Origin of the sequence: uncultured Roseobacter sp. (assembly GCF_947495025.1) — a bacterium.
Lineage (GTDB): Bacteria > Pseudomonadota > Alphaproteobacteria > Rhodobacterales > Rhodobacteraceae > Roseobacter.
Map to the genome: position 1 here is coordinate 50,534 of NZ_CANLXG010000005.1, position 17,932 is coordinate 68,465.

The window sequence follows — 17,932 nt, forward strand, 5'->3', positions numbered from 1 at the left end:
ACTCAAAACTGTCAACTAAGTCTGACACGCAATCGCGCAAATGGGAAGAACACAATTGTAAATCAAACTGGACACATTTAGTGTACCTGAATAATGACACGTGTTGACCCCATCGAATCTGCCGGCACCGGGGCCGGTCGCAAGGACCGCGCGATAGTGATCGGCGCAGGTCTTGGTGGTCTTGCGGCGGCGATGCGTCTTGGCGCGCGGGGATACCGCGTTACCGTTATCGACAGGCTGGATGTTCCGGGCGGGCGCGGATCTGCGATCTGGCAGGACGGGCACCGGTTTGATCTGGGACCCACGATCGTGACAGTCCCGCAGCTTTACCGGGAGCTCTGGGCGGCCTGCGGACGCGACTTTGATGCAGATGTGACGCTGAAACCTCTGGACCCGTTTTACGAGATCCGCTGGCCTGACGGGACAAAATTCACGGCTTCTCAGGATACCGACAGAATGCGCGCCGAAGTGGCCCGCCTGTCGCCGGGGGATGTCGCAGGCTTTGACCGGTTTCTGGAGGACAGCGCGCGGCGGTACTGGTTCGGGTTCGAGGACCTGGGGCGGCGGTCGATGCACCAGCTCTGGGAGCTGATCAAAGTGCTGCCGACCTTTGCTCGGCTGCGCGCGGACCGCTCTGTCTATGCCCATGCCGCATCACGCGTGAAAGATGAAAAGCTGCGCATGGCGCTGAGTTTTCATCCGCTGTTCATCGGAGGCGATCCGCTGCATGTGACGTCGATGTATATCCTCGTGGCCTATCTGGAAAAGGAATTCGGGGTTCATTACGCGATGGGCGGCCTGGCCGGTATGGCACGCGCGATGGCTGACGTGATCGAAGAGCAGGGCGGTACGCTGCTCATGGACACCGAAGTCGATGAGATTGTGGTGCATGATGGTGCTGTAACCGGTGTGCGGCTGGGCAGCGGGCTTGAGATGGGCGCGGACATCGTGGTCTCGAATGCCGATTCCGGGCACACCTACAATCACCTCCTGCGCAGTCACAAACGCCGCCGCTGGACGCCGAAACGGCTGGCCCGTACCCGTTATTCCATGTCGCTTTTTGTCTGGTATTTCGGGACGAAGGGCACGCGGCATGACTGGCCGGATGTGGGGCATCACACCATTCTGAACGGGCCGCGTTACACCGGTCTGCTCCGTGATATTTTCATCCGCGGCAAGCTCTGCGATGATATGAGCCTCTATATTCACCGGCCCTCTGTCACTGATCCGTCGGTAGCGCCGGAGGGCGACGATTCGTTCTATGTGCTGAGCCCCGTGCCGCATCTGGGCCACGACAACGGTGTGGACTGGAGTGTCGAGGAGCCGAAGTATCGTGAAAAGATGCTGAAAGTGCTCGAAGACCAGATGATGCCGGGTCTGCGCGACCGGATCAGCACCGAGGTGATTTTCACGCCAGAGACCTTCCGTGACCGGTATCTGAGCCCCTTTGGTGCCGGGTTCTCGATAGAGCCGCGGATTCTGCAAAGCGCGTGGTTCCGGCCGCACAACGTGTCCGAAGAGGCAAAGGGTCTTTACCTGGTGGGTGCCGGTACGCATCCGGGCGCGGGTGTGCCTGGTGTGATTTCGACCGCCGAAGTCCTGGACCGGCTGGTACCGGACCCGCAGGGGGTATCGCGATGAACCGCCGGTCAGCGCAGAGCGGGATTGCCCCTGAGGACATGGAGCACTGCCGCGAGGCGATCCGGCATGGCTCGCTGTCATTTCATGCGGCGTCAAAGCTGTTGCCTGCACAGGTACGCGACCCGGCACTGGCGCTCTATGCTTTCTGCCGGCTTGCCGATGACGAGGTGGATCTGAAGGCTGACAAGGTCGGATCGGTTCTGCGGCTGCGCGACCGGCTGGATGCGGTTTATGCCGGGCGACCGGAGAACGCACCGACAGACCGCGCCTTTGCCGCCATGGTTGAGCAGTTCGAGATGCCGCGCGCGCTGCCGGATGCCCTGCTTGAAGGACTGGCATGGGATGCGGAGGCGCGACGTTACGAGACCCTGTCCGGCGTGATGGACTATTCTGCCCGCGTGGCGTCGGCCGTGGGTGCGATGATGTGCGTGCTGATGAGGGTACGTGACGCCGATGCGCTGGCGCGTGCCTGCGATCTGGGCGTGGCGATGCAGCTGACCAACATCGCCCGGGATGTCGGCGAGGATGCGCTGGAGCGGCGTATCTATCTGCCGCTGGAATGGCTTGATGAGGCGGGTATCGACCCGGAGGCGTTCTGTGATGATCCGCGTCCCACCAAGGCGGTGCGCATGATGGTGCGCCGGCTGGTGATGCAGGCCAATCGCCTCTACATGCGATCCGAGGCAGGGGTCGGCGCACTGCCGCGCCGTTGCCGTCCGGGCATTTATGCCGCGCGGTTCATCTATGCCGGGATCGGCGGACAGCTGCAGCAGATGGAATATGATTCCCTGTCGGCGCGGGCACGGACATCGAGGGTGCAGAAGATCGGCTGGCTCGGTCAGTCGCTGCTGCTGACCGGTGTAGGCATGGTTATGCCGCTCTCGCCGGTGCTCTATGCAAGACCGCTGCCGGAAGTGCAGTTCCTGGTGGATGCCGCAGCCCGGGGCGAGCGGGAAACTTCGCGCAGTGACGCGCTGATCTCGGTGCTGAGCACACTGGAAAGCCACAGCAGGCAGGAGCGTGCACGTTTAACCAGCCGCCGCACCGGCCTGACGTGACCGGGATGTTCTGGCTGCTTTTCTGTGTTTTCTTTGCGGCCTGCCTCGGGGCAGGCGTTACGGGTGGGCTGTTCCCGCCCGGACCCTGGTACCGCGGTCTGAACAAGCCGTGGTTCACACCGCCCGACTGGGTTTTTCCGGTGACGTGGATGGTGCTTTACGTCTGTATCGCGACAGCCGGTGCGCGGGTGGCGATGCTCGAAGGCTCGGGACTTGCGCTGGCTTTCTGGGCACTGCAGATTGCGTTCAACGGGCTTTGGACGCCGGTGTTCTTTGGCCTGCGCAACATCCGGCTCGGGATGGCTGTTGTGGGCTTTCTGTGGCTGGTGGTACTCTGCGGGATGCTTGCACTGTGGCAGGTGGACAGGATCGCCGGTCTGCTGTTTGTGCCCTATCTGGTCTGGGTCACGATCGCCTCGGCGCTGAATGCGGGCGTGTGGTGGCTGAACCCGGAAGCCGCACGTAACCCGCCACCTGCCGGTCCATAACGATCGCAGGTCCGTCAGAAGTCACGGCGGGCGGTGGAGAGCAGATCTTTACCCGAAGAGCTCATAACAATTGGCCTCAGGCTCTTGCCTATCCTGCAGCAAACTTTTTAATGGTGTCTTCAGCAAATAACACAGTCTTTTCGCACGATGAATATTTCCGAACCTGAAGCGCATACCATGCGCGGTATCCTTGCCGTCATCATTACGTTCCTGGCGACCAGCGGCATTATCTATGCGGATGTCCTGTTGTTGCAGAGCACAATGGGCGAGGCATCGCTGGTTCAGATTGCGCAGGTTCTGATGATCGGTGTGGCGGGGGCTTTCTTTGCCGCCGGAGCCTGGTCATATCCGGCGCAACGTGGGTATCTGGTACTTATTGCCACGCTCTTTTCCTGTATGTTCATCCGTGAAAACGACGGTGTTCTGGATATGATCACCCACGGCTTCTGGTTCTGGCCGGCCTGTGCCACGGCGCTGGCGGGCGGGCTGCTGTTTTTTCTCAACCGCACTACGGTCGCAGGGCCGTTCCGGGCGCATGCGGACACCGGGCCGTTCTGGATTGTGCTGGTCGGGTTTTTCCAGCTGATACTGTTCAGCCGCCTGTTTGGCAGCGGTCAGCTCTGGGATCATGTCCCCGGCGGTGCGCATCCCGATGTCATCAAGTCTGTCGTGCAGGAAGGCAGCGAGCTGGTTTGCTACGCGCTCATCCTGCTCGGATCCTATCAGTCTCTGAAAAACCGTTTTGGTGCCGCACGCCGCCATGCCCCGGACGGCTCCTGAGCCGGCGGATCCGCGCCAAAGCCGGGGATCTCAGTCGTAGTGCCAGCGCTTGCGACGCGGTACGCGAACAGCCAGCATCGGTTTGATGAGCGGCGAGCGGAAACGTCTGAGGTCCAGCGCTTCATGCACGCCTACGGTCGTTTCTCCGTCCAGTACAGTTTCCACGGCCGAGCGGGAATAGAAGGGCGCATCCAGCATATTCAGTGTCTGTCTTGCGCGCGCGCCTGCGTCGGCGCGGGTTTCGCGTGCCACGGCCCAGAGGCTGCGGCGCAGGCGCGTTTTGGGGGGCAGGGGGATCGGATAGGCCTGGCCGTCATGGCCAAACCGGAACCCTGCTGCCAGCTCGGATCCGTCCAGCCGGGTGGCGTCGTAAAAACAGGTAGCGCCCCGCGAGGTGGGGTAGCGGCCCCAGGTCCAGTAGCTGAAGTCATCCTCCAGTGCGCGGGTGCCGAAGTTGGCATCAAAGTAGCCCTCGCCCTGCCATTGCCAGCCGGGTCGGTCGATGTTGACGTCGATGCGCGAACAGGGTGCGAAGGGCCGCCAGATATGCGCGCCATCCGGAGTCAGCGGCAGTTCCACAGAAGTTACTGCCGAGGGCGTGACGGTGATGGTCCCGCGGATGCGGCTGATAATGGGTGGGCCGGAGACCTCGTCGATGTCGATGACCAGCTGCCCGTTTTCCCAGCGCATCATCGAGGGGCCGACCTCGAACCGGCTGCTGGTCTGGCGCAGTGCACTTTCGCCCCGGTCGGTCATGGTGAACCGTCCGCCGGGTCCGTAGGTCGCGACATTGATGCAGACGTGGTTCTGCGGGTTCCTGCGTCCTGACCAGCGGTACCACGGCGAGAAGACGGAACCGATGAACCCGATCACCGAGACTGCGCGTGTGCCACAGTCGCTCAGGCCGTCGACGTACCACCATGCATAGCCGTCCGGGCCGACAGGGATGTCAAAGTTCGGTCGCCTGAGATCGCCTCGGCCGCGTGCCGGGCGGAGAGTGTCGCCATCGGCACACCGGCACCCGGGTGCGTGCCGCCCCCCGCCAGCCAGAGTCCCGGGACAGATGTCCGCGCGGTTGGCCGTTTCAGTGCGGCGGTCATCCCGTGCGGTGTCTGTCCGTAAAGCGCGCCCTGCGTGTCCGGAAACAGGTTTGCGAACATCCGGGGCGTCGTGATTGCTGTCACTGGTGGCAGTGGACTGAAAGTCACGCCCATATCCGCCATCTTCTGCATGATCTGATGATGCCATTGGTCCAGGTCCTCTGGGGTCGTCTTTGTGTCGGTGGCAGTGGCATTCGCGATGATCTCAAAGCGTTCCACCTGCGGGGGTTGAGTGTTCTGGCCGCGGTCTTCGGCGCAGAGGTACAGCGTAGGGGTGCGCGGGATGCGTCCCGCCATAAGGTCGTGGAATTCCGCGTCCGGGTCCGCGTCGAAAAAGACATTGTGGTGTTGCAGCGGACGGCCACCCGGTGTGGCGGCGAAACTGTGCACGCGCGCGGAGAAGGATCGTGGCAGACGCGCCGTCTGCGGCGCCACGCCGGTCAGGGCGGGGCCAAGACTGCCCACGGCCAGCGAGCGGGGATCGCCTGCATAGACAACGGCACCGGCCTCAAGAGTGGTGCCGTTTTCCAGAACCACGCCGGTTGCACGACCGTCTGTCAGGCGAATTTCCTGCACATGGGTGTTGAGGCGGATGTCGACGCCGTGGCGCTCGGCGAGACCGGCGATGGCCTGGGCCAGGCGGTGCATGCCGCCGCCGACAACCCAGACACCTGCCGCCTCTGCCTGCCAGATCAGCGACAGGATCGCGGGGCTGAGATGTGGCGCACCGCCGACATAGGTCGCATAGCGCCCGAAAAGCTGTGCAAGACGCGGGTCCGAGAACTGGCGGGCAAGAACGCTGCGCAGGCTCGACAATGGCGCCATGTCCCGGATCAGCGAAGGCTGGCGCAATACATGCGGCACCAGGTCTGCCATGCGCGGCGCGGGGGCCTGCATCATCGGTGCGTCAAAGGCGTCAAACAGCCGGGCGGTGCGGGCATTGAACCTGCGGAATTCATCGGCTGATGCGGGGCCAGCGAAATCGGAGATGGCCTCGGCGCTGGTCTCTGCGTCATCGAAAAGATCCAGCGTGCTGCCATCCGGCCAGAAGTGCCGGGCGAGTGTAGTCTGGCGGAACAGGGTCACATGATCTTCGAGCTGCGCGCCGGCACAGGCGAAAAGCTCATCAAAAACGTGGCGCATGGTCAGGACGGTCGGCCCGGCATCCACCGGGCCCGCTGCACTTGGCAGCGTCCGTATTTTACCACCCGCATGCCCGTGCCGTTCCAGCAGGGTCACGGCCATCCCGCTGGTTGCCAGGCGCAGGGCCGTCGCCAGCCCGGCGATACCGGCGCCGATCACGATCACCCTTGGGCGGTCGGGCAGCAGAGGGGCGGTTTGGATATGCATAGGGGATTGTTGACTCACTGAAGCAAACTGTCCAGTATGATTTACACTTTAGTGTCGTAATAAAATGACACTTTGGGCCAAAAGGAGTTTCCGATGGGCATGAAGGCGCGGATCGAGGCGGCAATCGCACAGTCAGTTGCCGTGGGTCAGGGCAGGGGGGCCGTACCGCCCCGGCTGGCATCTGCACTGGGGTATGCGACCGAACCCGGTGGTGCGCGCATCCGGCCCACGATATGCATGTCCGTTGCGATGGCCTGTGGCGATGACCGGCCCGCGGTTTCAGATGCGGCAGCATCGGCACTGGAACTGATTCACTGCGCCAGCCTCGTGCATGATGATCTGCCCTGTTTCGATGACGCGGATATCCGGCGGGGTAAACCCTCGGTGCACAAAGCCTATTCCGAGCCGCTGGCTGTTCTCACCGGTGACAGTCTGATCGTGCTTGCCTTTGAAATTCTTGCGCGCCAGTCCGGGGTCGCCCCGGACCGTGTGGCACAGCTCATTATGACGCTGGCACAGCGCACCGGCATGCCGGGCGGCATCTGTGCGGGCCAGGGCTGGGAAAGCGAGGCGGAGATTGACCTGTCCGCCTATCACCAGGCCAAAACCGGCGCGCTCTTTATTGCGGCGACGCAGATGGGCGCGATCTCGGCCGGTCAGGAGGCGGAACCCTGGTTCGAGCTGGGCGCCCGGATCGGGGAGGCGTTTCAGGTCGCTGACGACCTGCGCGACGCGCTCTATGATGCGGAGACGCTGGGCAAGCCAGCCGGTCAGGATGATCTGCACGGCCGTCCCAATGCGGTGACGCTGCTGGGGGTACAGGGCGCGATTTCGCGTCTGCGTGATATTCTTGGCGGAGCGATCGCGTCGATCCCGTCCTGCCCTGGCGAAGCACAGCTTGCCGAAATGGTGCGGATGTATGCCGAGAGGCTGACCCCGGTCGCTCCCGCTGCAGCGACGGCCCGTTCGGGAAATGTCTGATCTCAGCGCGCAGCTTCCGGGCTGGCGCGGGGGCTGGCTCAACCGGCTCGTGGCAAAGCCCGGCTTCCAGAGCTGGGCGAGCCGCTTTCCGCTGACACGTGGCCAGGCGCGCCGTGACGGAGCGGTTCTGTTTGATATCGTGCAGGGGTTCGTCCAGAGTCAGGTCCTGATGGCCGTGGTCGAGCTTGATCTGCTGCGGCGTCTGCGTGGTGGCCCGCTGACCGCCACACGCCTGAGCACCGCGACAGATGTTCCGGCGGACCGGCTGGAAATCCTGCTGCGTGCGGCATCCGCGCTGAAACTGCTGCGCCGCGACCGGTCCGGGCGATACCATCTGGCGCGCAAAGGTGCGGCACTGATGGGTGTGCCGGGGCTTGAGGCGATGATACGCCACCACAAAGCATTCTATGCAGACCTCGCCGATCCGGTTGCCCTGCTGCGCGGACCGGACCAGACCGAGCTTTCAGAATTCTGGCCTTATGTATTCGGTGCGCGGGGTGAGATTGATCCCGGTGTTGCCGAGACCTATTCCGACCTGATGGCGCAGAGCCAGCGGCTGGTGGCCGAGGACACGCTGCGGGCGGTCTCGCTGAAAGGTGTGACGCGGCTTCTCGATATCGGTGGCGGAACCGGCGCGTTTCTCGAAGCTGCGGGCGCTGCCTGGCCGGACCTGCATCTCGCTCTGTTTGATCTGCCGCAGGTCACACCGGGAGCCGTTGCCCGCTTTGACGCGGCTGGGCTGACAGGCCGGGTCACACTCCACCCGGGTTCCTTCCGGGATGATCCGCTGCCACGGGGCGCGGATGCGATCTCGCTGATACGGGTGCTGTACGATCATGCGGATGAAACGGTCGAGGCCCTGTTGCGCGCAGTTTTTGCGGCGCTGCCGCCCGGGGGCCGCCTGATCATTTCCGAACCAATGGGCGGTAATACTGCGCCGGACCGGGCAGGTGATGTTTACTTCGCCTTTTACACACTGGCGATGCAGACCGGCCGCACACGGACGCCCGGCGAAATCCGCGCGCTCTGCGAAGCGGCGGGGTTCGCCGGTATTCAGAGCCCCGCTCCGGCACGGGCCTATGTCACCCGGACACTGACGGCGGTCCGGCCGGCCGACTGATCACATCGATGTGTCCATTTTAATTGACAGTCTGTTATGTAAGTCTAAACTGACAAATAAGAACGGGGCCGTTCGTGAGTCTTTGATTCAGATCAGGTCGTCCGGAAAAGACAACGGAGAGAACATTGGAAACCACCGCCGTCCTCCTGAAAGGTCCACGCGATCTGGATGTTGACTGCCTGGCGCTGACAACGCCCGGGGCGGATGATCTGGTGGTTGATATCTCGCATTCCGGCATTTCGACCGGCACGGAAAAACTCTTCTGGTCGGGGCAGATGCCGCCATTTCCCGGTATGGGGTATCCGCTGGTGCCGGGCTATGAGGCGGTCGGCGAGGTCGTCGAAGCTTCTGCAACTTCGGGCTACCGGGTCGGGGACCGCGTCTTTGTCCCTGGCGCAAACTGTTACGACGGTGCCTTCGGCCTTTTCGGCGGCGCCGCAGCGCGTGTTGTCACAGCGCCCGACCGTGTGACGCGAATCGATTCGACGCTGGGTGCAGCCGGTGCGCTTCTGGCGCTGGCCGCAACAGCGCGCCACGCGATGGCCGGTCTGAACAAATCTGTGCCGGACCTCATTGTGGGTCACGGTGTGCTGGGTCGTCTGCTGGCCCGTTTGACGATTGCAGCGGGCGCCCCTGCGCCGATGGTCTGGGAAACTGATCCCGACCGTCGCAGCGGCGCGCAGGGCTATGAGGTCATTGATCCGGCGGATGATCCGCGCCGCGACTACATGTCTGTCTATGATGCCTCCGGCAGTGTTGAGGTGCTCAACGAGCTGGTGGCCCGCGTGGGCAAAGGGGGCGAGATCGTTCTCGCCGGTTTCTACACAGATCCGATCAGCTTTGCCTTTCCACCTGCCTTTATGAAAGAGGCCAGGTTCCGCGTGGCGGCCGAGTGGACGCACGACGATCTCGCGGCAACACGTGCGCTGGTCGAAAGCGGCGCGCTGAGCCTTGAAGGGCTGATCACACATACGAGCCGTGCTGCGGATGCGCCGGCGGCATACAAGCGGGCGTTCTCTGATCCGTCCTGCCTGAAAATGATACTCAACTGGAAGGACGCGGCATGAAGGATGAAGTCCCTAACCTTAAGGACTATGACGCGCGCCTGAAAGACGAGGCGGGCGAAGCGACGCTGGAAGTGCCGCAGTCCGAGCCGACGTCCAAAACCCAGATCATCGCGATTTACGGCAAAGGCGGTATCGGGAAATCTTTCACGCTGGCCAATCTAAGTCACATGATGGCCGAGCAGGGCAAGCGCGTTCTGCTGATCGGCTGTGATCCGAAATCCGATACAACGTCGCTGCTGTTCGGTGGCAAGGCCTGCCCGACGATCATCGAGACCTCGACCCGCAAGAAGCTGGCGGGCGAAGAGGTGAAGATCGGTGACGTCTGTTTCAAGCGCGGTGGTGTGTTCGCGATGGAGCTGGGCGGTCCCGAAGTGGGCCGTGGCTGTGGTGGACGCGGGATCATCCACGGATTTGAGCTGCTGGAAAAGCTGGGGTTCCATGACTGGGACTTTGACTATGTTCTGCTCGATTTCCTCGGTGATGTCGTCTGCGGTGGCTTTGGTCTGCCGATTGCCCGCGATATGGCGCAGAAAGTTATTCTGGTCGCTTCGAACGATCTGCAGTCTCTGTACGTGGCAAACAACGTCTGCTCGGCCGTTGAGTATTTCCGCAAGCTTGGTGGCAACGTTGGTGTTGCCGGTCTGGTGATCAATAAGGATGATGGCTCCGGCGAGGCAGCGGCTTTTGCCGAAGCGGTGGATATCCCGATCCTGGCTGCGATCCCGCAGGACGATGACCTGCGCAAGAAATCCGCAAACTATCAGATTGTCGGCACGGCGCAGTCCCCCTGGGGCAGCCTGTTCGCAGAGCTGGGTGACAACGTTGCCGAGGCACCGCCGATGCGTCCGAACCCGCTGGATCAGGACGGGTTGCTGGGGCTTTTTGATGCCTCGGAAACGGGTGGCGATTTTGTCCTGGAGCCGGCAACCGACGAAGACATGCGCGGCAAGAACGCGGCACCGAAACCATCGCTGGAAGTTGTTTATGACGAAGCCTGAACTGTTTGCGGCCGCAAAGCAGCTGATCGAGCGCAGCCACTGGCTGGGCCAGCAGTCCATGCAGGTCAGTGAAAACGGCCACAACGCTATCGAGAAAACAAGAAAGCTGCTGAACGAGATCAGCAGTCTGAGCGCGCCGCAGCGGAAAGAAGACACGTGAAATCAGAAGTCACATATGACGATGCATCCGAGGTGGAGGTCATCAAGGGCCATCCGCATGGCGACGTGTCACGTGTGACAGGGCAGGAGCCTGCCGATGCGATGGGCTGCCATTCCGGTGCGGACATGGCAGAGGCTGCACGTGCCGCCGGCCAGTCCGAGCTGCTGGACAAGTTCCGCGAAGACTATCCGGTAGGACCACATGACAAGCCGCAATCCATGTGCCCGGCATTCGGGTCGCTGCGCGTCGGTCTGCGGATGAAACGGGTGGCAACGATCCTGAGCGGGTCTGCCTGCTGTGTCTATGGTCTGACCTTCGTGTCGCATTTCTACGGCGCGCGGCGGTCGGTCGGGTATGTGCCGTTCAACTCTGAGAGCCTGGTGACGGGCAAACTCTATGAAGACATCCGCGATTCCGTGCATGAACTGGCCGACCCGGACCGCTATGACGCGATAGTCGTGACGAACCTCTGTGTGCCGACGGCGAGCGGTGTGCCGCTGCGGTTGCTGCCGGATGAGATCAACGGCGTCCGCATTGTCGGTATCGATGTACCGGGCTTTGGTGTCCCCACCCATGCCGAGGCCAAGGACGTTCTGGCCGGAGCCATGCTGAAATACGCCCGTGCCGAGGTTGAGGCCGGGCCTGTGGCGGCACCTGTGGGCGGGAAATCGACGCGGCCCACCGTGGCGCTGCTGGGCGAGATGTTCCCGGCGGACCCGATGATGATCGGGCAGATGCTGGCGCCGATGGGCCTGGCTGCGGGTCCTGTGCTGCCCTGCCGTGAGTGGCGCGAGCTTTATGCAGCGCTCGACTGTTCTGTCGTGGCTGCTATCCATCCGTTCTATGTGGACACTGTGCGGGAATTCAAAGCGGCCGGGCGACCTGTCGTTGGCTCGGCACCGGTTGGCTATGACGGGACGGCTGCCTGGCTGAAGGCTATTGGCGAAACCTATGGTGTTTCTGCTGAACAGATTGCAGCTGCCGAGAATGCCGTGCTGCCCGCCATTCAGGGAGCGCTGGCGGCGACCCCGATCAACGGAACGATTACGCTTTCGGGTTATGAGGGGTCAGAGCTTCTGGTGGCACGCCTGCTGATCGAAAGCGGCGCAAAGGTCCCTTACGTTGGTACGGCCTGTGCAAACTCGCCCTGGTCGGCAGATGATGCCGCCTGGCTTGAGGCGAAGGGCACGACAGTGAAATACCGCGCCTCGCTCGAAGATGACTGTGCGGCGATGGAAGCGATCCGGCCTGATCTGGCCATAGGCACGACGCCCGTAGTGCAGAAAGCCAAGGAGCTTGGCATTCCGGGTCTCTATTTCACCAACCTGATTTCCGCGCGTCCCCTGATGGGTGTGGCAGGTGCAGGATCGCTGGCCGAGGTGATCAATGCGGCCATCGCCAACAAAGGCCGCATGGACCGGATGAAAGAATTTTTCGAAGGCGTCGGACACGAAGACACGTCGGGTGTCTGGGAAGGCGCGCCGAACCTGCGCCCGGATTTCCGCGCCCAGCATCAGAAGAAGCTGGACAAACAGGCGAGGGCGGCTAAGGCCGCACAGATGATTTAATGCGCGCTTATGATCATAAGCACGCACGGCGCAGTCCCGCGTCTGAGGGCTCTGCCCTCGCGCTGCGCGCTCACCCGGAGTATTTCCGGAAGGGTGAAGGTGTGGGAGGGCGCGCATGCTGATCACCGACCATGATCGCGCGGGCGGCTATTGGGGCGCAGTTTACGCTTTTTGTGCTGTTAAGGGTCTGCAGGTTGTCATTGACGGACCTGTGGGCTGCGAGAACCTGCCGGTGACTTCTGTGCTGCATTATACCGATGCGCTGCCGCCGCACGAATTGCCGATTGTTGTGACCGGTCTGGGCGAAGGTGAGATGGGTGCGGGGACCGAAGAGTCCATGAAGCGCGCCTGGGATACCCTGGATCCGGCGCTGCCCGCTGTGGTGGTCACCGGTTCAATTGCCGAGATGATCGGCGGTGGTGTAACGCCACAGGGCACAAACATTCAGAGATTCCTGCCGCGCACCATTGATGAGGATCAGTGGGAAGCGGCGGATCGGGCGATGACCTGGATTTTTACCGAGTTCGGTATGACCAAGGGTCGGATGCCGCCCGAGAAGAAACGCGAGGAAGGTGCGCGTCCTCGCGTTAACATTCTCGGCCCGATGTATGGCACGTTCAACATGCCATCTGATCTGGCCGAGATCCGCAGGCTGGTCGAAGGGATCGGCTGCGAGGTCAACATGGTGATGCCTCTGGGCGCGCATGTGGCTGAAATGAGAGATCTGGTAAATGCGGATGTGAACATCTGCATGTACCGCGAGTTCGGGCGCGGGTTGAGCGAGCTTCTTGCCAAGCCGTATCTACAAGCCCCGATAGGGGTCGAGAGCACGACCAGGTTCCTGCGCGCACTGGGGAACCTGGTGGGCCTCGACCCCGAACCTTTTATCACCCGCGAGAAGCATTCCACGATCAAGCCGGTCTGGGATCTGTGGCGGTCGGTGACGCAGGATTTCTTTGCCACGGCGAGTTTCGCCATTGTGGCCAATGAAACCTATGCACGCGGCATCCGTCTGTTTCTTGAGGACGACATGGGTCTGCCCTGTGCCTTTGCGGTGGCGCGGACGGCGGGCAAGAAAACCAACAACGAAGAGGTGCGCGCCCTCATGGGGCAGAGGCGGCCTCTGATCGTGATGGGGTCGATCAACGAAAAAATGTACCTTGCCGAGCTGAAGGGTGGACATGGGCCAAGCCCTGCGTTCATCCCTGCGAGCTTTCCAGGGGCGGCGATCCGCCGGCACACGGGCACGCCGTTTATGGGCTATGCCGGGGCGACGTACCTTATTCAGGAAATCTGCAACGGGCTGTTTGATGCGCTGTTCCATATTCTGCCGCTGGGTACGGAGATGGACGCCACGGATGCCACGCTGACACCGCTGCGGCGGGATTTCCCCTGGGATCCGGATGCCCAGGCGATGCTGGACCGCATTGTCGAGACGCATCCCATTCTGACACGTATTTCCGCCGCCAAGACATTGCGCGACGCGGCAGAGGCGGCGGCACTGGCCGCCGGAGACGAACGCGTGGTGCTCGACACCGTGCGCGCGCTGGACCCGGCATCAGCCGGCATTGATCGGGAGGATCAGACATGAGTGACATGACATCTGACATGATGGAGACCGCAGGCAGCCAGGAGGCCCCCCGCGAGACGTCGCGACGCAGGCACAGTGTCGAATTCACCGTCTACTTTGCGATCATCTTTGTTGCGACCCTGCCGCTGGCGACGCTCACCTGGGCGATGCAGGCCCTGCGGTCGCGCAGCTTTACCGACAAGGGGCCGATGGCACGCGCCTGGACCCAGGCACAGATCATCACACCGATGATTTTCTCTGCCGGACTGTGAACCGTTTTTCGCACATAAGCGGGGGCCCGTTCCGCAGTGCGACCCGAATTCCTGGTGTGTGTGCGCCTGCCGGGAACACTGACTGGGGACCTGGTAACAGGACCCCAGAGACCCCGAGGGGACATGTCCCCAAAGGACCCGGCCGCGGGGAACGCGGCGTCAGCATATCGTTCCGGAGGAATTTTTATGGCTGATAATAACCTGTCTTTCACAGGTCTAACCGACGAGCAGGCGCAAGAATTGCACGCTGTCTATATGAGCGGGCTCTGGCTGTTTTCAGCCGTAGCCGTTGTCGCTCACCTGGCAACGTTCATCTGGCGTCCGTGGTTTTAAGGGGAATAGGAAATGGCAAAGTTCTACAAGATCTGGCTCATCTTCGATCCGCGTCGTGTGTTTGTCGCACAGGGCGTTTTCCTCTTTCTGCTGGCAGCGATGATTCACCTCGTCCTGCTGAGCACAGAACACTTCAACTGGTTCGAACTGGCAGCTCAGTCTGCTCAGTAACGGCAGTGTCCGGCAAGGGACTGTCTGAACCGGTGCGAAAGTACCCAGAGAATGCTGCGGGCGGGCAAATGTGCGCCGACTGCCCGCAGCGAACAACAAGATGACGCAATAACACGACGGCCTCCGCCTGACAGCGGACCGGCGTGCGCCCCGGACCCGATCCGGGCCTCTGCTCTGATGGGGTAGAGCGCTGCACACCGGCCCCGACATGACAAGGCGCGCCGCACACACGCGGAGAATGAAGATGGCTTTGCTCAGCTTCGAAAGAAAATATCGCGTCCGCGGAGGGACGCTGATCGGCGGCGATCTGTTCGACTTCTGGGTGGGCCCTTTCTATGTGGGCTTCTTCGGGGTCACGACGGCCTTTTTTGCCCTTCTGGGCACCATCCTGATTTTCTGGGGCGCATCACAGCAGGGCACATTCAACCCCTGGCTGATCAATATCGCGCCACCTGATCTCAGCTATGGGCTGGGGATGGCACCGCTGATGGAGGGCGGTCTGTGGCAGATCATCACCTTCTGTGCGACGGGCGCCTTTATCAGCTGGGCGCTGCGCGAGGTGGAAATCTGCCGCAAGCTCGGGATGGGATATCACGTTCCGTTCGGTTTTTCCTTTGCGATCCTGGCCTATGTTACGCTGGTGATTTTCCGGCCGCTGCTGATGGGCGCCTGGGGGCACGGCTTTCCCTATGGCATTTTCAGCCACCTCGACTGGGTGAGCAACACCGGCTACGCCTATCTGCATTTCCACTACAACCCGGCGCACATGCTGGCGGTGACGCTCTTTTTCACCACTACACTGGCGCTGGCGCTGCACGGCGGTCTGATCCTGTCGGCCTGTAACCCGGAGAAGGGTGAGGAGGCCAAGACACCGGACCACGAAGATACGTTCTTTCGCGATTTCATCGGCTATTCGGTCGGCACTCTGGGCATCCACCGCGTGGGATACCTGCTGGCGATCAATGCGGTGTTCTTCTCGGCGGTCTGTATCGTGATCTCGGGACCCGTCTGGACGGCCGGCTGGCCGGAATGGTGGAACTGGTGGCTTGATCTGCCGATCTGGGGCGAACCCATTGCAGCGGGAGGGATGTGATCATGATGTTCCCTGACTATCAGAATATTTTCACGCAGGTGCAGGTCCAGGGCAAACCCGAAATGGGCATGGACGACCAGGGCAACAACATGATGGAGGAGCGGGTCGGCAAGCCGCGCTTCAACACCCTCGTCGGCCTCTTCGGCAATGCCCAGCTCGGGCCATACTATGTCGGCTGGACGACGCTTGTTGCCTTTGCCACAGGTATCGCCTGGTTTGTGATCGTCGGCTTTAACATGCTGGCACAGGTCGGCTACTCGATCCCGCAGTTCCTGCGGCAGCTGTTCTGGCTGGCGCTTGAGCCGCCCTCGCCGGAATACGGGCTGTCGATGCCGCCACTCGATGAGGGGGGCTGGTACATCATTGCCAGCTTCTTCCTGCTGGTCTCTGTGATGACATGGCTGCTCCGGGCGTACCTGCTGGCGCAACAGCACAAGATGGGTAAGCACATCTTCTGGGGTTTTGCAGCTGCGGTGTGGCTGTTCCTGGTGCTGGGTCTTTTCCGCCCCGTTCTGATGGGGTCCTGGAGCGAGGCCGTACCTTACGGTATCTTCCCGCACCTCGACTGGACGACGGCCTTTTCGATCCGCTACGGCAACCTCTATTACAACCCGTTCCACTGTCTCTCGATCGTGTTCCTTTATGGCTCTGTTCTGCTCTTCTGCATGCACGGCGGCACCATTCTGGCGGTCACCCGCTATGGCGGCGACCGCGAGCTGGAGCAGATCTATGACCGCGGAACAGCCACGGAACGTGCGGCTCTCTTCTGGCGCTGGACCATGGGCTTTAACGCCACGATGGAAGGTATCCACCGCTGGGCCTGGTGGTTTGCGGTTCTGACCCCCATCACGGGCGGTATCGGGATCCTGCTGACCGGCACGGTTGTCGACAACTGGTTCATCTGGGCGCAGGAGCACAATTTCGCGCCGATGTATGACGGCTCCTACGGATACGCCGACTACGGCTCCTACGAAGCCTTTATCGGGAAGGAGAACTGATCATGCTGCCCAAGTGGTTTGACAAATGGAACCAGGACAACCCGACAAATGTGTTCGGCCCGGCGATCCTGGTTGGCGTTCTTGGCGGGGCTGTCTTTGCAGCCATCATGGTGGTGAGCTTTGGCAACCCGGCCCAGACAGCAAGCATGCAGACCGGCCCACGGGGTACCGGCATGTCGGTGCCCGAGTTTAACGTGGCCCGGCTGGCGCCCGATCCCACGATCGAGGACTACTACACCGAAGAGCCCTATGTGCCCGAAGGTGGAGAGGATCTTGCAAAGGACATCTACGAGAATGTTCAGGTGCTTGGCGATCTGACCGAAGACAACTTCAACCGGTTGATGACTGCCATGACCCAGTGGGTTTCGCCCGAAGAGGGGTGTGCCTACTGCCACGGTGACGGCGATCTGGAAACCTATGGATCGGATGACCTGTACACCAAGGTTGTTTCGCGCCGGATGATCCAGATGACGCAGAACATCAACGAGAACTGGTCGGGCCACGTCAATGCAGTCGAGGAGGTTGGTGTGAACTGCTACACCTGCCACCGCGGCGAGAACGTGCCATCTGAGATCTGGTTCAACATCAACCCCGTCAACGAGGCGGCAGGCGGATGGGCGTCGGTGCAGAACCGTGCCACGTCGCTCAGCCAGTCGACCTCACTGCCATCGAACGCGCTCGAGGTGTACCTGACCGATTATGAACCGGTGAACGTGCATGACCTGGAAAGCCGCGTCGAGGGCGTGCCCAATGACGAGGATGTGGCTTCGATCCAGAAGACGGAACAGACCTATTCGCTGATGAACTACTTTGCGAACAGCCTCGGTGTGAACTGTGTTTTCTGTCACTCCAGCCGCGCTTTCTATGACCCCGAACAGCATACGCCCCAATGGGCCACTGCGCTGCTGGGCCGTCAGATGGTTATCGAACTGAACCAGGAATACCTCATCCCGCTCGAAGCGGAGTACCCCGACGACCGTCTGGGTCCGATCTATGGTGATGCACCCAAAGCGGCGTGCAAAACCTGTCACAAAGGCTATCAGCGCCCGTTGCAGGGCATCAATGTGATTGCCGACTGGCCCGAGCTCGCGACCAGCGAGGCGCCGGTTTACGAATGAGCGGTCGGGCGGCCCCTCCCGGCCCGCCCACGCTTGAGCCAGGCACGGATCAGTGGCTTCCCTGAT

The 17,932-nt window shown here is 61.8% G+C and carries 19 protein-coding genes; 17 read left to right on the forward strand and 2 right to left on the reverse strand.

The features are described 5' to 3' along the window. Positions 1 to 93: 93 nt before the first annotated feature. The 4 genes from Q0792_RS18810 (at position 94) to Q0792_RS18825 (ending at position 3,967) form a co-directional block, all read left to right on the forward strand. Positions 94 to 1,641: a phytoene desaturase gene (locus Q0792_RS18810; RefSeq protein WP_298844604.1), complete on the forward strand. Its 1,548-nt coding sequence runs from the start codon at positions 94 to 96 to the stop codon at positions 1,639 to 1,641. Beyond that, positions 1,638 to 2,699 (forward strand): 15-cis-phytoene synthase, encoded by a 1,062-nt coding sequence (crtB, locus tag Q0792_RS18815; RefSeq protein WP_298844606.1) that lies wholly within the window; start codon positions 1,638 to 1,640, stop codon positions 2,697 to 2,699. Before Q0792_RS18810 ends, crtB begins: the two co-directional genes overlap by 4 nt. A gap of 5 nt (positions 2,700 to 2,704) precedes the next feature. After that, positions 2,705 to 3,187 carry a TspO/MBR family protein gene (locus tag Q0792_RS18820; RefSeq protein WP_298844608.1) on the forward strand — a complete coding sequence of 161 codons (483 nt, stop codon included), beginning with the start codon at positions 2,705 to 2,707 and terminating at the stop codon, positions 3,185 to 3,187. A gap of 177 nt (positions 3,188 to 3,364) precedes the next feature. Then, the gene (locus tag Q0792_RS18825) at positions 3,365 to 3,967 is read left to right on the forward strand and encodes a hypothetical protein (RefSeq protein WP_298844610.1); all 603 of its coding nucleotides are present in this window, start codon (positions 3,365 to 3,367) and stop codon (positions 3,965 to 3,967) included. 30 nt (positions 3,968 to 3,997) lie between these two features. On the opposite strand, the gene crtC is transcribed toward Q0792_RS18825, so the two are convergent. Both crtC and crtD read right to left on the reverse strand, forming a co-directional pair. After that, positions 3,998 to 4,870 (reverse strand): carotenoid 1,2-hydratase, encoded by an 873-nt coding sequence (gene crtC / locus Q0792_RS18830; protein WP_298844785.1) that lies wholly within the window; start codon positions 4,868 to 4,870, stop codon positions 3,998 to 4,000. Beyond that, complete coding sequence (crtD, locus tag Q0792_RS18835; protein WP_298844611.1) at positions 4,867 to 6,417, reverse strand: 1-hydroxycarotenoid 3,4-desaturase CrtD; 1,551 nt, start codon at positions 6,415 to 6,417, stop codon at positions 4,867 to 4,869. Before crtD ends, crtC begins: the two co-directional genes overlap by 4 nt. A 93-nt stretch (positions 6,418 to 6,510) precedes the next feature. On the opposite strand from crtD, the gene Q0792_RS18840 reads away from it, so the two are divergent. The 13 genes from Q0792_RS18840 (at position 6,511) to pufC (ending at position 17,866) form a co-directional block, all read left to right on the forward strand. Beyond that, positions 6,511 to 7,398: a polyprenyl synthetase family protein gene (locus Q0792_RS18840; RefSeq protein WP_298844612.1), complete on the forward strand. Its 888-nt coding sequence runs from the start codon at positions 6,511 to 6,513 to the stop codon at positions 7,396 to 7,398. After that, positions 7,391 to 8,518, forward strand: coding sequence for a methyltransferase (locus tag Q0792_RS18845; RefSeq protein ID WP_298844614.1), 1,128 nt, complete (start codon positions 7,391 to 7,393; stop codon positions 8,516 to 8,518). Before Q0792_RS18840 ends, Q0792_RS18845 begins: the two co-directional genes overlap by 8 nt. Before the next feature lie 125 nt (positions 8,519 to 8,643). Next, positions 8,644 to 9,585 (forward strand): chlorophyll synthesis pathway protein BchC, encoded by a 942-nt coding sequence (bchC, locus tag Q0792_RS18850; protein ID WP_298844616.1) that lies wholly within the window; start codon positions 8,644 to 8,646, stop codon positions 9,583 to 9,585. After that, complete coding sequence (locus tag Q0792_RS18855) at positions 9,582 to 10,583, forward strand: chlorophyllide a reductase iron protein subunit X (protein ID WP_298844618.1); 1,002 nt, start codon at positions 9,582 to 9,584, stop codon at positions 10,581 to 10,583. Before bchC ends, Q0792_RS18855 begins: the two co-directional genes overlap by 4 nt. Then, entirely contained in the window at positions 10,570 to 10,743 is a 174-nt protein-coding gene (locus tag Q0792_RS18860) for a hypothetical protein (RefSeq protein ID WP_298844620.1), read from the forward strand. Before Q0792_RS18855 ends, Q0792_RS18860 begins: the two co-directional genes overlap by 14 nt. Then, on the forward strand, positions 10,740 to 12,311 hold the full coding sequence (bchY, locus tag Q0792_RS18865; RefSeq protein WP_298844622.1) for a chlorophyllide a reductase subunit Y: 1,572 nt from the start codon (positions 10,740 to 10,742) through the stop codon (positions 12,309 to 12,311). The genes Q0792_RS18860 and bchY overlap by 4 nt, the downstream gene beginning before the upstream one ends. Positions 12,312 to 12,426: 115 nt before the next feature. Then, positions 12,427 to 13,902, forward strand: coding sequence for a chlorophyllide a reductase subunit Z (bchZ, locus tag Q0792_RS18870; protein ID WP_298844624.1), 1,476 nt, complete (start codon positions 12,427 to 12,429; stop codon positions 13,900 to 13,902). Continuing rightward, positions 13,899 to 14,153, forward strand: coding sequence for a cytochrome PufQ (pufQ, locus tag Q0792_RS18875; protein WP_367276790.1), 255 nt, complete (start codon positions 13,899 to 13,901; stop codon positions 14,151 to 14,153). Before bchZ ends, pufQ begins: the two co-directional genes overlap by 4 nt. A 186-nt stretch (positions 14,154 to 14,339) precedes the next feature. Next, a complete protein-coding gene (pufB, locus tag Q0792_RS18880; RefSeq protein WP_298844626.1) occupies positions 14,340 to 14,486 on the forward strand; it encodes a light-harvesting antenna LH1, beta subunit in 147 nt (48 codons plus the stop codon). 12 nt (positions 14,487 to 14,498) lie between these two features. Further along, a complete protein-coding gene (gene pufA, locus Q0792_RS18885; protein ID WP_187429532.1) occupies positions 14,499 to 14,657 on the forward strand; it encodes a light-harvesting antenna LH1, alpha subunit in 159 nt (52 codons plus the stop codon). 244 nt (positions 14,658 to 14,901) lie between these two features. Continuing rightward, entirely contained in the window at positions 14,902 to 15,750 is an 849-nt protein-coding gene (gene pufL, locus Q0792_RS18890; RefSeq protein WP_298844635.1) for a photosynthetic reaction center subunit L, read from the forward strand. 2 nt (positions 15,751 to 15,752) lie between these two features. Beyond that, positions 15,753 to 16,748 (forward strand): photosynthetic reaction center subunit M, encoded by a 996-nt coding sequence (gene pufM / locus Q0792_RS18895; RefSeq protein WP_298844638.1) that lies wholly within the window; start codon positions 15,753 to 15,755, stop codon positions 16,746 to 16,748. Positions 16,749 to 16,750: 2 nt separating this feature from the next. Continuing rightward, positions 16,751 to 17,866, forward strand: coding sequence for a photosynthetic reaction center cytochrome PufC (gene pufC, locus Q0792_RS18900; protein WP_298844641.1), 1,116 nt, complete (start codon positions 16,751 to 16,753; stop codon positions 17,864 to 17,866). Positions 17,867 to 17,932 lie beyond the last annotated feature (66 nt).